This is a genomic window from Hwanghaeella sp. 1Z406, from assembly GCF_048892425.1.
Classification (GTDB): Bacteria; Pseudomonadota; Alphaproteobacteria; order UBA8366; family Aestuariispiraceae; genus Pacificispira.
In genome coordinates this window covers 1-15,912 of record NZ_JBLZHU010000003.1, presented here as the reverse complement: position 1 = coordinate 15,912, position 15,912 = coordinate 1, and the positions used below count along the sequence as shown (strand labels likewise).

17 protein-coding genes are annotated in these 15,912 nt (G+C 56.2%); all 17 read left to right on the top strand.

Annotated elements, in window-relative coordinates:
- The first annotated feature begins 176 nt into the window (after nt 1-176).
- The 17 genes from ACOSDR_RS07405 (at nt 177) to ACOSDR_RS07325 (ending at nt 15,380) form a co-directional block, all read left to right on the top strand.
- A complete protein-coding gene (locus tag ACOSDR_RS07405; RefSeq protein ID WP_420730833.1) occupies nt 177-1,208 on the top strand; it encodes a DMT family transporter in 1,032 nt (343 codons plus the stop codon).
- Between the two features lie 159 nt (nt 1,209-1,367).
- Nucleotides 1,368-1,778 carry a MerR family transcriptional regulator gene (locus tag ACOSDR_RS07400; protein WP_420725790.1) on the top strand — a complete coding sequence of 137 codons (411 nt, stop codon included), beginning with the start codon at nt 1,368-1,370 and terminating at the stop codon, nt 1,776-1,778.
- Entirely contained in the window at nt 1,775-2,248 is a 474-nt protein-coding gene (locus ACOSDR_RS07395) for an acyl-CoA thioesterase (RefSeq protein ID WP_420730832.1), read from the top strand. Before ACOSDR_RS07400 ends, ACOSDR_RS07395 begins: the two co-directional genes overlap by 4 nt.
- Entirely contained in the window at nt 2,245-2,703 is a 459-nt protein-coding gene (locus tag ACOSDR_RS07390) for a PaaI family thioesterase (RefSeq protein ID WP_420730831.1), read from the top strand. Before ACOSDR_RS07395 ends, ACOSDR_RS07390 begins: the two co-directional genes overlap by 4 nt.
- Before the next feature lie 44 nt (nt 2,704-2,747).
- Nucleotides 2,748-3,920, top strand: coding sequence for an isovaleryl-CoA dehydrogenase (locus tag ACOSDR_RS07385; RefSeq protein ID WP_420730830.1), 1,173 nt, complete (start codon nt 2,748-2,750; stop codon nt 3,918-3,920).
- A gap of 16 nt (nt 3,921-3,936) precedes the next feature.
- Nucleotides 3,937-5,127 carry an acetyl-CoA C-acyltransferase gene (locus ACOSDR_RS07380; protein WP_420730829.1) on the top strand — a complete coding sequence of 397 codons (1,191 nt, stop codon included), beginning with the start codon at nt 3,937-3,939 and terminating at the stop codon, nt 5,125-5,127.
- A gap of 20 nt (nt 5,128-5,147) precedes the next feature.
- On the top strand, nt 5,148-5,810 hold the full coding sequence (locus ACOSDR_RS07375) for an SDR family oxidoreductase (protein ID WP_420730828.1): 663 nt from the start codon (nt 5,148-5,150) through the stop codon (nt 5,808-5,810).
- Nucleotides 5,807-6,457, top strand: coding sequence for a carbonic anhydrase (locus ACOSDR_RS07370; RefSeq protein WP_420725796.1), 651 nt, complete (start codon nt 5,807-5,809; stop codon nt 6,455-6,457). Before ACOSDR_RS07375 ends, ACOSDR_RS07370 begins: the two co-directional genes overlap by 4 nt.
- A gap of 40 nt (nt 6,458-6,497) precedes the next feature.
- On the top strand, nt 6,498-7,631 hold the full coding sequence (locus ACOSDR_RS07365) for an acyl-CoA dehydrogenase family protein (protein ID WP_420730827.1): 1,134 nt from the start codon (nt 6,498-6,500) through the stop codon (nt 7,629-7,631).
- Between the two features lie 23 nt (nt 7,632-7,654).
- A complete protein-coding gene (locus ACOSDR_RS07360) occupies nt 7,655-8,260 on the top strand; it encodes a 2-hydroxychromene-2-carboxylate isomerase (RefSeq protein ID WP_420730826.1) in 606 nt (201 codons plus the stop codon).
- A gap of 49 nt (nt 8,261-8,309) precedes the next feature.
- Nucleotides 8,310-9,917 carry a carboxyl transferase domain-containing protein gene (locus tag ACOSDR_RS07355; RefSeq protein ID WP_420730825.1) on the top strand — a complete coding sequence of 536 codons (1,608 nt, stop codon included), beginning with the start codon at nt 8,310-8,312 and terminating at the stop codon, nt 9,915-9,917.
- 10 nt (nt 9,918-9,927) lie between these two features.
- Nucleotides 9,928-10,710 carry an enoyl-CoA hydratase/isomerase family protein gene (locus ACOSDR_RS07350; protein WP_420730824.1) on the top strand — a complete coding sequence of 261 codons (783 nt, stop codon included), beginning with the start codon at nt 9,928-9,930 and terminating at the stop codon, nt 10,708-10,710.
- Nucleotides 10,698-11,237, top strand: coding sequence for a hypothetical protein (locus tag ACOSDR_RS07345; RefSeq protein ID WP_420730823.1), 540 nt, complete (start codon nt 10,698-10,700; stop codon nt 11,235-11,237). The genes ACOSDR_RS07350 and ACOSDR_RS07345 overlap by 13 nt, the downstream gene beginning before the upstream one ends.
- A gap of 21 nt (nt 11,238-11,258) precedes the next feature.
- Nucleotides 11,259-13,286, top strand: a complete 2,028-nt coding sequence (locus tag ACOSDR_RS07340; protein WP_420730822.1) for an acetyl/propionyl/methylcrotonyl-CoA carboxylase subunit alpha — start codon at nt 11,259-11,261, stop codon at nt 13,284-13,286.
- Nucleotides 13,283-14,185 carry a hydroxymethylglutaryl-CoA lyase gene (locus ACOSDR_RS07335; RefSeq protein ID WP_420730821.1) on the top strand — a complete coding sequence of 301 codons (903 nt, stop codon included), beginning with the start codon at nt 13,283-13,285 and terminating at the stop codon, nt 14,183-14,185. The genes ACOSDR_RS07340 and ACOSDR_RS07335 overlap by 4 nt, the downstream gene beginning before the upstream one ends.
- Before the next feature lie 145 nt (nt 14,186-14,330).
- The gene (locus ACOSDR_RS07330) at nt 14,331-14,852 is read left to right on the top strand and encodes a response regulator (RefSeq protein WP_420730820.1); all 522 of its coding nucleotides are present in this window, start codon (nt 14,331-14,333) and stop codon (nt 14,850-14,852) included.
- A 96-nt stretch (nt 14,853-14,948) separates the two neighbouring features.
- On the top strand, nt 14,949-15,380 hold the full coding sequence (locus ACOSDR_RS07325; protein ID WP_420725805.1) for a DUF1489 family protein: 432 nt from the start codon (nt 14,949-14,951) through the stop codon (nt 15,378-15,380).
- Nucleotides 15,381-15,912 lie beyond the last annotated feature (532 nt).

Sequence of the window (15,912 nt, the reverse complement as noted above, 5' to 3'; positions counted from 1 at the left end):
GGTTTTTACGCACTCACGGGGTGTGTGTCCCATAGGATACCTTGGGGATACCTTGGGCAGGCGTCGCTGGCGGGGCAATGTAGGACGCTGTTGGATCGGATGGCCTGATCAATTCACGGCAGATTTGAGTCTGTCAGTCCTTTTCATCAGGCTTGGCGACTGTGATAAGGACCGATATGAGCTCTGCCTCTGCCCCTCTGAATGATCCCCCGGTTTCAACGGCCGAACCGTCCACCGTGTTATCGGTATTTCTGCTCAGCGGGGGGTTATTCATTTTCACCCTGCAAGATGTCATCGTGCGGACACTCAGCCCCCATTATCCGGTTCATGAACTGATTTTCATGCGGGGGGGATTGGCGATCTGGCTGATGGGGCTTTATGTTTACTGGCGCAATGGCTGGGCTGGATTTCGCATCGTAAGACCTTGGATCATCGTGCTGCGGGGCACCTGCGGCATGACCTGTTTTATGAGCTATTATCTGGCAATGGCAAAGCTGACATTGGCAGCGACCGTGACCATCACCTATTGCAGCCCCATTGTGATCAGCTTGCTATCGGTGTTTCTGTTGGGTGAGGCCGTTGGGTGGCGTCGCTGGGTGGCGATTTTTGTTGGATTTATGGGGGTGATTGTCGTGGTCGGGCCGTCGGGCAATATCCTGGACCCGGCGGCTGGTTTCGCGGTCTTAAGTTGCGTCAGCTATGCCGTCATGGCGATTCTGACCCGGAAGCTGAGTTCGCAAATGTCCGGGGCCAGCATCGCATTCTATCAGATGCTGTCCTTTATCGTCGGCAGTATCCTGTTGGGTTTGTTCCTGGGCGGTGGGGCATTCTTTGATCCGGCGGATCATCCCAGTATTCAATTCATGCTGCGCCCATGGATTATGCCAGATCTGTCGGATTTTGGCCTGATCGCCTTGACGGCATTAATCGCATCTTTCGGATTCATCATGTTGACCAGCGCCTATGCCCGAACATCGCCGTCGATTGTCGCGCCTTTTGAATATAGCGGCGTTTTGTGGGGCACATTGGCCGGTTGGATTTTTCTGTCGGAAGTCCCCGGCCACTGGACGATAATTGGGGCCAGTATCATCGTCGGGGCGGGCCTGTATATTCTGTACCGCGAATCCTACCGTGGGAAGAAACCGCGGGCGTTGTTGAACCCGGCCCTGACGCTTCCGGATCCGGTTCAGAAGTCCACTACAGAGTAAGATGGCTGTCGGCCTGATGACCGTGACTGTGAAGAATTATCTGAAGAATCATAATTGACGTTTACGTAAACGTTAACTACGGTGTGTCTTGCTTTTTGAGGGTGGTTTAATACACCGCAATTCAGACCTGCCACCATTGACCCTTTTGAAGGACCATCGATGCCGGGGAACAAGGTTCATACCATTGCAGACTTGGTGCGGGACTTTGGTGTCACGGCCAGGACCATCCGTTTTTATGAAGCTGAAGGCATGTTGACCCCGGAACGTCAGGGGCAACAGCGCCTGTATCATCCCCGCGACCGCGTTCGTTTGACCTTGATCCTGCGGGGAAAACGGCTGGGTTTCACCCTGGCGGAAATTCGCGAAATCATTGACCTGTATCACGCCGATCCGGGGGAGCTGGGTCAGTTGCAGCACTTCCTCGACAAAATTCAGGAGCGTCGGGACGACCTGGAACAAAAACGCAAAGATATTGAGTTAACCCTGAAAGAATTGGACGAGGTAGACCGGACCTGTCGCCAACGCCTGACAGAATTGGCCCGTGCAGGATCGAAGGAGGCGGCGGAATGACAACAATTGATTTCGGTTCTGATGATATCACGGGCCGCAGCACGGTCTACAGCGATGACTGCGATCATATGGGCCATATGAATGTCGCAGCCTATACCCGTAAATTTGATGAGGCGACCTGGGCGTTCTGGAACAGCGTTGGAATGACCCCGACGGTTATGCAGGATCAGCAAATTGGCATTGCAGCCCTGGAATCCCGGTTGACCTATCATCGGGAATTATTTCCGGGGGAAAGCTTCCTGGTGCGCAGTCGCTTCGTTTGGCTGAAGCCGAAAACAGCCCGGTTTCATCATCGCCTCTATGTTTTGATCGATGATGGCCAAGACGGTGTCGAAACATTAGCTGCGACCTGTACCTACACCGTGGCATGCCTGGATCGCGCGGCCCATAAGGCGACACAGTTTCCAGGCTCGGTTGCAGCACGGATCACATCTATCCTGAAACCTTTGCCTGCGGAGGCTGCGGCATGAGTGAATTTCAAGTCCACAACCCAGATTTTGAAAGCCGCACCCGCGACAGTTTTGCCCGTCAGGGGTTCATGGCGACATTGGGCGCGCAGCTTACCGCTGTCTCCCCAGGTCATGTTGAGATACGGTTGCCATATCGCCCGGAACTGAGCCAGCAGCATGGCTATTTCCATGGCGGCGTGATCGGGACCATGGCCGATAATGCCGGGGGATACTGCGCCTTCACGCTGTTGGCGCCCCAGGATTCGATCCTGACGGTGGAATACAAGATCAACATCGTCTCTCCCGGCAAGGGCGAGTTCCTGATTGCGACGGGGCAGGTGCTAAAGCCCGGCCGCCGCCTGACAGTCTGTGAAGCGCGGATTTATGGAGAGACAGCGGGTAAGCGTAAACTCTGCGCGACGGCCCTGTGCACCTTAATGACAATGGACGGTATGTCCGACGATAAGGCCGCCTGAGAACAAGAGCGGCTTACTGAAACTTAACGTGAGGAAACGAAGCCATGATTTCCAATTCCTATCCGACGCTGGACTTTGATCTGGGCGAAACCGCCGAGATGCTGCGTGACAGCGTCTCCAGCTTTGTGTCTGACGAGCTGGCCCCCCGCGCGGCGGAGATCGACAAGACCGATCAATTCCCAATGGATATGTGGAAGAAATTCGGCGATATGGGGCTGTTGGGCATCACGGTTGAGGAAGAATATGGCGGCGCTGGCATGGGCTATCTGGAACATGCCATCGCGATGGAGGAAATCAGCCGCGCCTCTGCCTCTGTGGGCCTCAGCTATGGCGCCCATTCCAATTTGTGCGTCAATCAGATCCGCCGCAATGGTACGGAAGAGCAGAAACAGCGCTATCTGCCGAAACTGATTTCCGGGGATCATGTCGGGGCCTTGGCGATGTCTGAACCCGGCGCGGGCTCTGACGTTGTGGGCATGAAGCTGCGGGCCGAAAAGAAGGGCGATCGCTATATCCTGAATGGCACCAAGATGTGGATCACCAATGGCCCTGATGCCGATACCATGGTGATCTATGCCAAGACCGACCCAGACGCTGGATCCAAGGGCATCACCGCCTTTCTGGTGCAAAAGGATTTCAAAGGATTCTCCGTCGCGCAAAAGCTAGACAAGCTGGGGATGCGCGGCTCCCATACCGGGGAACTGGTATTCGAAAATTGTGAAGTACCAGAGGAGAATATTCTGGGCGGTCTGAATAGGGGCGTCAAAGTCCTGATGAGCGGGTTGGATTATGAGCGCGCTGTGCTGGCGGCCGGTCCGTTGGGCATTATGGAGGCCTGTATGGATGTGGTGCTGCCCTATCTGCACGAGCGCAAACAGTTCGGCCAGGCCATCGGAGAATTCCAGCTGATGCAGGGCAAGCTGGCCGATATGTATACCACGATGAATGCCTGCAAGGCCTATGTCTATGCTGTGGTCAAAGCCTGTGATCGTGGTCAAACAACCCGCAAGGACGCGGCGGGTGCGATTCTGTATGCCGCAGAAAAGGCAACCTGGATGACGCTGGAGGCGATCCAGGTCCTGGGCGGCATGGGCTATATCAATGAAAGTCCGACGGGCCGCCTGCTGCGCGATGCCAAACTGTATGAGATTGGAGCGGGCACCTCAGAAATCCGCCGCATGCTGATCGGCCGCGAATTGTTTAACGAGACGGCGTAACCAAAGGAACGCAACGATGACCCAACAGGACCCAATCGTTATTGTCGGTGCCGCGCGCACGCCTATGGGCAGCTTTCAGGGCGACCTGAAGGAGGCGACCGCCCCTGAGCTTGGCTCGGTCGCGATCCGTGAGGCACTGTCTCGCGCCGGTGTGTCGGGCGAGGATGTGGGCGAAGTGATCTTCGGCAATGTGCTGCCCGCCGGTCTGGGTCAGGCCCCGGCGCGTCAGGCCAGTCTGGGGGCGGGTATGCCCCAATCGGCGGGCTGTACCACTATCAATAAAATGTGTGGGTCCGGCATGAAGGCGACGATGCTGGCCCATGATCTGCTGATCGCGGGCAGTGCCGATGTGATGATTGCGGGCGGGATGGAGAGTATGACAAACGCGCCCTATCTGTTGCCTAAGGCGCGGGGCGGCATGCGGTTGGGCCATGGTCAGGTGATCGACCATATGTTCCTGGACGGGCTGGAAGATGCCTATGACAAGGGGCGCCTGATGGGGACCTTTGCAGAGGAAACCGCGACCTATTATCAGTTCACGCGCGACGCCCAGGATGCCTTTGCGATTGAAAGCTTAACCCGTGCCCAGAAGGCGCAAGCCGATGGCACATTTGAGGCGGAAATCGCACCGATCACCCTGAAAACCCGAAAAGGCGAGGTGACGGTCAACCTGGATGAACAACCCCGCACTGCCAATCCAGATAAGATCCCGACCCTGAAGCCTGCTTTTGCGAAGGATGGCACGGTGACGCCCGCCAATTCCTCCTCCATTTCCGATGGTGCGGCGGCCCTGGTGCTGATGCGCCGGTCAGAGGCACAGCGTCGTGGCCTGACCCCGCTGGCAGAGATTGTGTCGCATGCGACCCATGCACAGGCCCCGGCTTGGTTCACGACCGCCCCGGTCGAGGCAATCCGCAAATGCCTGGACAAGGCAGGTTGGTCAAAAGACGCGGTGGATCTGTATGAGGTCAATGAGGCTTTCGCGGTTGTGGCCATGGCGGCGATGCATGACCTTGACCTGCCCCGTGATAAGGTGAACATCCATGGGGGTGCCTGTGCGCTTGGTCATCCAATTGGGGCATCTGGCGCGCGTATTCTGGTCACACTGCTGAATGCTTTAAAGACCTATGATTTGCAGACGGGCGTCGCCTCCTTATGTATTGGCGGTGGTGAGGCCACGGCCCTGGCGGTCAAACGCCTGCAGTAAAAGAAAGAGGTTGATTAAATATGCCAACAATCCTGATCACAGGATCCAATCGCGGTATCGGAAAACGCCTGGCGGAACTGTATGATGCCGAGGGATGGACGGTGATTGCCGCCTGTCGCAATCCGAATTCGGCGGATTTGGTGGGGGAGCCTTTGACGCTGGATGTTGCCGATGAAGCATCCGTGGCTGCCGCAGCAAAATCATTGGCGGGACGTCCCATTGACGTGTTGTGGAACAATGCCGGGGTCTATCTGGACAAGGGTCAGATGTTGATGGACCTGTCTGCGCAGGAATGGCTGGAAACATTTCGCATCAATACGATCGCGCCAATCTTGTTATGTCGCGCCCTGTTGGAGAACGTTGCGGCCTCGACCCAGCGCAAACTGACCTTCACAACCAGCAAGATGGGGTCTGTCGCCCTGAACTCCGGGGGGGCATATGCCTATCGGTCCTCCAAGTCCGCCTTGAATATGGCGGTATCCAGCCTGGCGAAAGAGCTGGCCCCGCGTGATATCAGAACCGTTGTGATGCATCCCGGATGGGTGCGCACGGATATGGGAGGGACCGGGGCAGACATCGATACCAACCAGTCCGCCGGTGGCATGAAAGCCGTCGTTGATGGGCTGGGTGCTGGCCAAACAGGTCAATTCTTTAATTATGATGGAAAGGAGCTTCCCTGGTGAATCCAATTAATCGACTGCTGGCGGGATATCGCAGCTATCGGGCGCTGTATCATGAAAAGCGCGGCGACCTGACCCGGCAATTGGCAGAAGAAGGTCAGAAGCCGGAGATCATGGTCATCGCCTGTTCTGACAGCCGCGTTGACCCGGCGATCCTGTTCAATGCGGATCCAGGGGAGATATTCGTGGTGCGCAACGTTGCCGCCCTGGTGCCGCCATACAGTCCGGATTCATCCCATCATGGGACATCGTCGGCGATTGAATTTGCGGTAAAGGATCTGGGTGTTCGGGAAATCGTTATTCTGGGTCATCATCAATGCGGCGGTGTGCAGGCCATGCGCTCCATCCATCAGGGCAATAAACTGGAAGATCGGGAATTTATTGGGGCATGGATGGCGCTGGCGGAAGATGCCTGCGCCATGCATGGTGCAGATGATCCGGGGTCCGAGGCTGCCGTGGAGATGGCGACGATCAAAACGTCTATCCGTAATTTGAAAGGCTTTCCCTGGATTCAAAGCCGGGTTGATGACGGTTCTTTGCGTCTGCATGGCTGGTGGTTTGATATCAATACCGGCAACATGCTGGCCCATGATCCGAAAACCGGTCAGTTCAGTATCGTCGACAGCGTGCCGGATCTTATGGGCAAATAGAGCCAGCCGGATCAGGCTGACCGAACTGGGAGAAACGACCATGATTTTGACCGAAGAGCAGATGATGATCCGCGAAATGGCGCGGGACTTTGCGACCGAGCAACTGGCGCCTAATTCCGAGGAATGGGATCGTGAATGTCGTTTCCCCAAGGAAGCGATCGACGCGATGGCGCAGCTTGGCATGATGGGCATGATGGTCCCGCCCGAATGGGATGGCGCTGGCACGGACACGGTTTCCTATGCCATGGCACTGGAGGAAATCGCGGCGGGCGATGGGTCTGTATCGACGATTATGAGCGTGCATAACTCTGTCGGCTGCATGCCGGTCCTGCGATATGGCACCGATGAACAGAAAGAACGGTTCCTGAAGCCCTTGGCGCGCGGCGAAATGATCGGTGCCTTTTGTCTGACCGAGGCACATGCCGGGTCCGATGCGTCCGCAATTAAAACCAAGGCACGCAAAGACGGCAATAAATGGGTGATTGATGGGTCTAAACAATTCATTACCAATGGATCGACTGCGGGCGTTGCCCTGGTCTTTGCTGTCACCGATCCGGATGCGGGCAAGCGCGGGATTTCCGCCTTTCTGGTCCCCACCGATACCAAAGGGTATGTCGTAGAGCGGATCGAAAAGAAGATGGGCCTGAATGCATCTGATACCTGTGCCCTGCGGTTTGAAGGGGTAGAGGTGACGCCCGACCTGATGTTGGGCGAAGAAGGGCAGGGCTATAAAATCGCGCTGTCCAATCTGGAAGGCGGGCGCATCGGGATTGCCGCCCAGGCCCTGGGCATCGCGCGGGCCGCGCTGGACTATGCCGTCGGCTATGCCAAGGAACGCACCTCCATGGGCCAGCCGATCATGCAGCATCAGGCGGTCGGATTCCGATTGGCCGATGGGGCAACCAAACTGCATGCTGCACGCCAGATGATCCTGCATGCGGCTGCGATGAAGGATGCCGGTCAGCCATGCCTGACCGAAGCCTCTATGGCGAAGCTCTTTGCGACTGAAATGGCAGAGGTTGTGGTCTCTGACGCATTACAGACTCTGGGTGGCTATGGCTTCATGAAGGATTTCCCACTGGAACGCATGGCCCGCGATGTGCGGGTGACCAAGATTTACGAGGGGACCAGCGATATCCAGCGCATGCTGATCGCCCGGTCCTTGGCTGCTTGATCGGGCACGAGATAGGGCAGGCGATGACACAGCAGACACTCGATTTCTATTTCGACTATTCCTCCCCCTATGGCTATTTCGCATCAGAAATGGTGGAAGCCCTGGCGGATAAGCATGGTCGTGTTGTGGTTTGGAAACCAATTCTGTTAGGCGCGATCTTTAAGCAGGAAGGGACACAATCTCTGGTCAGCTATCCGATCAAGGGGCCGTATTCCAAACATGATATCGAACGGTGTTCCGGCTTCTACAACATTCCGTTCCATTGGCCGCCGGTTTTCCCCGTCTTGACCGTCAATGCTGCCAGGGCAACGCTGTGGGTTCAGCAGGAATATCCAGAAAAGGCCGTGTCGTTGATTCATGCGGTCTTTCGAAAGGCCTTTGCAGAAGGGACGGATGTGGCCCAGGTCGTCCCTGTATTGGAAGCGGCAGAGTCAGTCGGTTTGAATTCTGATGAAGTGGCGGCTGTTATCCGGTCACAGCCGATGAAAGACCTGTTGAAATCAGAAACACAGGCGGCGATGGACCGGGGTGTATTCGGCTCGCCTTTCTTCTTCATCGATGGAGAGAGATTCTGGGGCGTCGATCGCATGGATATGATGGATGCCTGGATGACACGGGGTGGATGGTAATCTCTAGGGTTACTGCCTGATTGTTTTTATAGGACTTAAAGGACGCAGTATGACCCAATTGACCAGTGCGTATGATCCCAAATCGGAAGAGGCGATTGCCAATACAGCGGCAATGACTGCGCTTGTCGAGGATCTGAAGGCAAAGCTTGCCGCCGTTAAATTGGGGGGTGGGGAGGTCGCGCGGGAGCGTCATTTGTCCCGTGGTAAGCTGTTGCCGCATGATCGGGTGCGCACCTTACTTGACCCTGGATCACCCTTCCTGGAACTGTCGCAATTGGCAGCGTATGGCATGTATGATGACACGATTTCCGGCGCGGGTGTCATAACCGGGATTGGTCGCGTCGCGGGTCAGGAATGCGTTATCGTCGCCAATGATGCGACGGTAAAGGGCGGGACCTATTATCCGCTGACCGTAAAGAAACATGTCCGTGCCCAGGAAATCGCGCAGCAGAATAATCTGTCCTGTATTTATCTGGTCGATTCTGGTGGCGCGAACCTGCCCAACCAAGACGAGGTCTTTCCAGATCGCGATCATTTCGGGCGTATCTTTTACAATCAGGCCAATATGTCCGCCCAAGGCATTGCCCAGATCGCGGTTGTTATGGGGTCCTGTACAGCCGGCGGGGCCTATGTCCCGGCAATGTCTGAAGAAAGCATCATCGTGCGCAATCAGGGCACGATCTTTCTGGGCGGTCCGCCTCTGGTGAAGGCAGCGACCGGTGAAGAGGTTTCTGCGGAGGATCTGGGAGGGGCAGAAGTGCATTCCCGTGTCTCTGGTGTGACCGATCATATTGCAGAAAATGATACCCATGCTCTTTCGATTGCCCGGAAGATCGTTGGCAATCTGAACCGCACAAAGCCCATGGGCGTGAAAACCCTACCGCCGCGCGATCCCGTGCTGAACCCGGATGACCTGTATGGCGTTGTCCCGACCGACCTAAAGAAGCCCTACGATGTGCGCGAAGTGATCGGGCGTATCGTTGATGGATCGGAGTTCGACGAGTTCAAGAAACTCTATGGCACGACCTTGATCTGCGGTTTTGCCCATATCTGGGGCTACCCCGTGGGCATCATTGCCAATAACGGAATCCTGTTTTCAGAATCCGCTCTGAAGGGCGCTCATTTTATTGAACTGTGTTCGCAACGGAACATTCCGCTGGTTTTCCTGCAGAACATCACCGGATTCATGGTCGGGTCCAAATATGAATCTGGCGGCATTGCAAAGGACGGAGCCAAGCTGGTGACCGCCGTTGCCACGACACAGGTTCCAAAGTTCACCGTCATTCTGGGCGGCAGTTTTGGGGCAGGGAATTATGGCATGTGCGGGCGGGCCTATTCGCCCAGATTCTTGTGGATGTGGCCCAATGCGCGCATCTCCGTCATGGGGGGTGAACAGGCCGCCAGCGTCTTGGCGACGGTGAAAGAAGACAATATGACCAAGAAAGGCACCTCCTGGTCTGCGGAAGAAAAGGCGGCCTTTATGGACCCGATCCGCCAGCAATATGAGGATCAGGGGCATCCCTACTATGCCTCTGCCCGGTTATGGGACGATGGCATTATCGATCCGAAAGACACACGTATGGTCCTGGGTCTTGGCCTATCGGCGGCGATGAATGCGCCCATTGAGCCGACACGCTTTGGCCTGTTCCGGATGTAGGAGAGACTCGATGCCTGATCAGAAATTCACAATCCTAAGGGACGGTCCGGTCGCGCATCTGCGACTGACCAACCCTGATCGACATAATGCCTTTGATGATGCCTTGATTCTGGGCCTGACCGAGGCTTTTACAACGCTAGGAGAAGACTCCGATATCCGTGTTATCATTCTAGAGGCGGAGGGGAAGAGCTTTTCTGCCGGGGCAGATCTGACTTGGATGCAGCGTGTCGCGGGCTATTCTTTCGACGAGAATCTGGCCGATGCGGGGGGCTTGGCTGAAATGCTGCGGGTCATCAATTTCCTGCCCAAGCCTGTGATTGCCCGGGTGCAGGGTGCGGCCTTTGGCGGTGGCGTTGGACTGGTCGCCTGCTGCGACATCGCCATCGGATCGACCCGCGCCAGTTTCTGCCTGTCGGAAGTGAAACTGGGCATTATTCCGTCTGCCATCAGCCCCTATGTGGTCGATGCAATTGGCGCGCGCGCCGCCCGGCGGTATTTCCAAACAGCGGAACGGTTTGACGCACTAACAGCCCTGCGCTTTGGCTTGCTGCATGACGTGGTTGAGGAAGACGCCTTGGATACCGCCGTTGATGCGGTGGTTCAGTCAATTTTGGCCGTCGGGCCTATCGCCGCGCGGGAAGCAAAAGATCTTGTTTTTTCTGTTGATCGCCCAATCACCGCAGAGGTGATCGAAGATACTGTTCACCGCATCGCCCGCCTGCGCGCCACACCGGAAGCGAAGGAAGGCATGGCCGCTTTTTTTGAGAAACGGAGTCCCGCATGGAAAAAGTAGATGTTTTTGCAACGGTAGAGCGGGAGCGCGCCAGTTTCCTGGCGCAGGAGTCTCACAGTCTGGGTCTGCCCAGCCTGTTCTATGGCTCCTTGCGCGCACCGGCTGTGTTTGAGATCGTTGTTGGGCGACCGATGGACAATGCTGATATTCAGCCCGTCGCCCTGCCCAATCATGAGTTGGCCCGGATCATTGCCGGGGATGGATTTCCAGGCATTTTCCCGACACAGGAAGACACCCTTCTGGACTGTCTGTTGATCCGGGATTTGTCAGCGCAAGAAGCCCTGCGTGTCGCCTGGTATGAATGGGACGAATACAAGCTGGGCCGCTTCACCCTCAGCGATGGTCAACAGGCTCAGGCCTTCGTGCCCGATGTCGAGGCGATCCATCGGCTGCATGGATCCATCGATTTCCAGCCCTGGTCCTTTGAGGATTGGCGCGATCAACATTTGCAGGATGCCATTCCCAATGCTCAGCAATGGATGGCGGAAATGCCGGATGTAACCCGTCACCTGGCCGCGGCGGAATGATGCTTTTAAAGGGATACTGGGATGTTTAAGCGGATATTGATCGCTAATCGGGGTGAAATCGCCTGTCGGGTCATCGCAACGGCCCGCCGATTGGGGGTGGAGACGGTCGCGGTCTATTCCGACGCCGATGCCGATGCCCTGCATGTGGCATTGGCGGATCAGGCGGTTCATATCGGCCCCGCCCCGGCGCGGGAAAGTTACTTGCTGGGCGATGTCATTCTTAAAGCTGCTAAGGATACAGGGGCGGAGGCGATCCATCCTGGCTATGGATTCCTGTCCGAGAATGCGGATTTTGCTGAAGCCTGCGAAAAGGCTGGCATTGTCTTCATTGGCCCACCTGCCAGTGCAATCCGGGCCATGGGGTCGAAATCAGAGGCTAAAGCCCTGATGGACAAGGCGGGCGTCCCGCTGACGCCTGGCTATCATGGGGCCAATCAGGATCCGGATCATTTGCAGATGGAAGCCGACGGGATCGGCTATCCTGTCCTGATCAAGGCGTCTGCCGGGGGCGGGGGAAAAGGCATGCGCCTTGTGGAGCAATCGGCGGATTTTCAGGAAGCGCTGGCATCGTGCAAACGAGAGGCCGCATCCAGCTTTGGCGATGATCGGGTTCTGGTAGAGCGTTTCGTGACCCGCCCCCGCCATATTGAAATGCAGGTTTTCGCGGATAGTCATGGTAATGCCGTGCATCTTTTCGAGCGGGATTGTTCCATCCAGCGCCGCCATCAAAAGGTCGTGGAGGAAGCAACCGCGCCCGGTATGCCTGAAGACCTGCGCGCTAAGATGGGTGATGCGGCCGTTGCGGCTGCCAAAGCCGTCGGTTACCAGGGGGCCGGGACAGTCGAATTCATTGCCGAGACAAAAGCCGATGGCACGCCCGGTGATTTCTTCTTCATGGAGATGAATACCCGCCTGCAGGTTGAACATCCGGTGACGGAGGCTGTGACCGGCCAGGATCTGGTGGAATGGCAATTGCGCGTCGCGTCGGGGGAAAGACTGCCGATGGAACAGGCAGAGATTTTTGCCTTTGGCCATGCTGTTGAAGTCCGACTGTATGCGGAAGATCCCGATGGCGGCTTCCTGCCCTCCATTGGCACCCTGACCCATTTGCGGTTCCCAGCGGAATCAGACGGCGTGCGTATTGATACCGGCGTGCGCGAAGGGGATGCCATTTCCCCTTACTATGATCCGATGATCGCAAAGGTGATCGCCCAGGGGGATGATCGCGATCAGGCCATCGCAACTCTTATTCAGGCGCTGCGGGACACAGAGGTCGCGGGGATTTCCACCAATCGTGATTTTCTGATCCGGGTTCTCTCTCATCCAGATTTCAAATCCGGGATGCTGGATACTGGGTTCATCGCGGCAAAAGAAGATGTGTTGTTGCCCGGCAAGGTGCGCGCCTCGACGATCGCCTTGACCCTTGCCAGCCTGTTGGCGCTCGACATGCAAGCCCAAGCGGCGCGCGAGATTGCTATGGCCGGATCAGATTCCCATAGTCCCTGGGCACGTACCAATGGATGGCGCCTCAGTGACGCTGCGGCCGTGGATTTGATCTTCCAGGATGTGGAGGGCACTTGCCAAATTGCAGCAATCTATCAAGACGGCGCCTGGCAGATTGATCTGGCGTCGGGGGACACTCATTCTGCGGTTCTGATGGACCGGACGGATGATCGGCTCATCGGGCGCATTGACGGGATTCGCTATGATATCGGATATACCCAGACCGGGGATCGCATCACGCTGTTCCTGGGCGATCAAACGATCAGCCTAGTTCAGGTGGACCCCTTTGCGATGGCTGCGGGGATAGACCAGTTGGATCATGCCCTGACGGCACCAATGCCCGGCAAGGTCACCGCCGTCTTTGTTTCGGCCGGGGAGGCAGTGGCGGCCGGACAATCGCTGATGATTCTGGAAGCGATGAAAATGGAACATACCATCAAGGCCCCCGCAGAAGGGATCGTCGCAACGCTTCCCTTCGCGGTCGGAGAGCAGGTGCCAGACAGCGCGGTGTTGATTACATTTGAGGAGCCGGAGACAGCGTCATGACGGATCGCGTTCGAATCGTCGAAATGGGCCCCCGGGATGGGCTGCAGAATGAAAAGGCAGCGGTTTCGACAGAAGATAAAATTCACTTGATCCATCTGCTGAACCAGACTGGATTGCCAGCAATTGAGGTTGGCAGTTTTGTCTCCCCGAAATGGGTGCCGAAAATGGCAGATTCGGGGCAGGTGTTTGACCGCATTGAAAAGTTGCCTGGCGTTTCCTATCCAATGCTGACCCCGAATATGAAAGGGTTGGAGGCCGCGCTTGACCATGGTGTGCAAGAGGTCGCCGTCTTTGCCGCTGCGTCTGAGAGTTTTTCACAGCGCAATATCAATTGTTCCATCGCAGAGTCGATTGATCGTTTCGCTGCCGTTTGTGAGGGGGCGCTTTCTGCGGGCCTTAAAGTGCGCGGCTATATCTCTTGCGTTCTGGGCTGTCCCTATGAGGGAAAGATCGCCCCGGACGCCGTTGCTGCTGTTGCGGAAAGACTTGTTCAACTCGGTTGTTATGAAGTTTCTCTGGGGGATACGATCGGGACCGGCACGCCGGTGGAAACCAGGGCGTTGATCCAGGCCGTCTCACAAAAGGTGCCGATGGCCCAGATCGCCGGCCACTTCCACGACACCTATGGTCAGGCTTTGGCCAATATCTGGGCTGCTTTGGCATGTGGGATTCGGACCTTTGACTCCTCAGTCGGGGGATTGGGGGGATGTCCCTACGCCAAGGGGGCGACTGGCAATGTCGCGACAGAAGATGTGGTCTACAGCTTCATGCAAAGTGAGATTGAGACCGGTATTGATATGGAGCGTTTGCTGGATGCGGTTCAGTTTTCCGCTAAAATGGTGCGGCGTGATGTGTCTTCCCGGGTTGGGCGTGCCTTGCTGACAAAACGCGCTGGTTAGCGTCTGACAGACCTTGTAACTGATCCTGATCTGCCGCTAGATTTTGAGCCGCACCGCAGTGTCGATGGGGCCTGCGGGCAGGGTGGCCTGTGGCAACGGATGCGTCTCTTGAGTAAAGTTTGCGCATCGGTAAGGGAATGTCTGCGTGGATCGTGACTTTTCAAATCTTACCATAAGCATCATTGATAACAGCCCGCGCATTCGGAAAACTGTGCGGCGTTTCTTGCGGTCCTTTGGGGTTCCGGACGGGCCGGACTTTTCAGATGGAACTTCCGCCTTGGCTCAGTTCCGCCATACGCTGCCGGATATAGTGATCCTGGATGTGGATGTGACGCCAACGGACGGGATCGAAATTACAATGTTCATTCGTCAATCCCTGCACAGCAGCAATCCCTATCTTCCGATCATTATGATGGTTGGAAATTCGGACCCCAGGCGCGTCGTGGAAGCCCGGGATGCAGGGGCGACTGAAATCATTGCAAAGCCGCTCTCTGCCCCCTCTCTGTATGGGCGTATCACCCAGGTGCTTGACCATCCGCGCCGTTACATTCGCACAACAAGCTATTTCGGGCCGGATCGACGCCGCCGCAATACGCTCTGGGTCGGCAGAGAGCGCCGCGTCACTGACTACGATTCCTATGCGTCGATGTTTATTGATGTTCAATGAGGTTCTGAAAGTCGGGGGCGTGCGTGCAGGGTTGGTTCCCCTTCCAGAATCTCATAGCCTTTGTGTCTGTCGTATTATTGGTGAGAGACAAACCCCATGGCCCTGAATATCCGAAAACTCTGTGTCGGAGCGGACAGTATCGAGGATCTGCAACACTGGCAGACCGGTCGGCTGCGCCTGAATGGCGGCAAGATCTGGCACACCACCCGCACCTGGCCCAGACGGTTTGAGGAGATATTGCAGGGAGGGGGGTCACTTTACTGGATCATCAAGGGGCAGATGGCGGTGCGCCAAGGCATACTCGGTTTTGAGCCGGAACCTCAGGACGATGATCCGGATTCGCGCCCTTATTGTCGGATTATACTCTCCCCAGAATTGGTGCCGACGGATCCCTGGCCGCATCGCCCGTTTCAGGGATGGCGGTATCTAAAGGCGGATGACGCGCCGCCAGATTTAAAAGCCGGGACTGAAAATGATGCGTTGCCAGCCTCTCTCGCAGCGGAACTGCGGGCTTTGGGGGCGTGGTAAAGCGCGGCAATCCGGGGTCTCGAAAAAAATTGAAAAAAACCGACTTATTTTCGTAATTTTTGCTTGCACGGGTCGGCGCTGGGGCCTATACCCCGTCCGTCAGCGAGACAGCGGGGTCCAACCCGGTGGCCACACTGACCCGGCGCTTCAGTCTCTCGACTTTAACCGTCGATTTTGATTGAAGCGTAGCAGATCAAAGATTAAGCTGAAATCTTGCGCCAACCCGAATCGGGTGGGTGAGGGAAAATTCGGCCTCTTTTTTGGCGACTGTGTCGGAATGAGTACCGAGTTTTGTTATTTGACATTGTTGATATATGGAAGGGATACGCGGTTGGCGGTGGTCTTTGTGGCTGCGGTTGATTGTGTATCTTGATGAATAGTCAAGTTACGTTTGAGCTGCTTGGTTGGTACTTTAGGGTGCTGGTTGGGTGGTGAGATTGGATCAATGAGAATACCCTTTGAGCTTAGGTGGATGTGCTTAGATGATATCTGGGCGCGTTATCAGCCATGTCTCCCCCCGGGGATGTGGTAT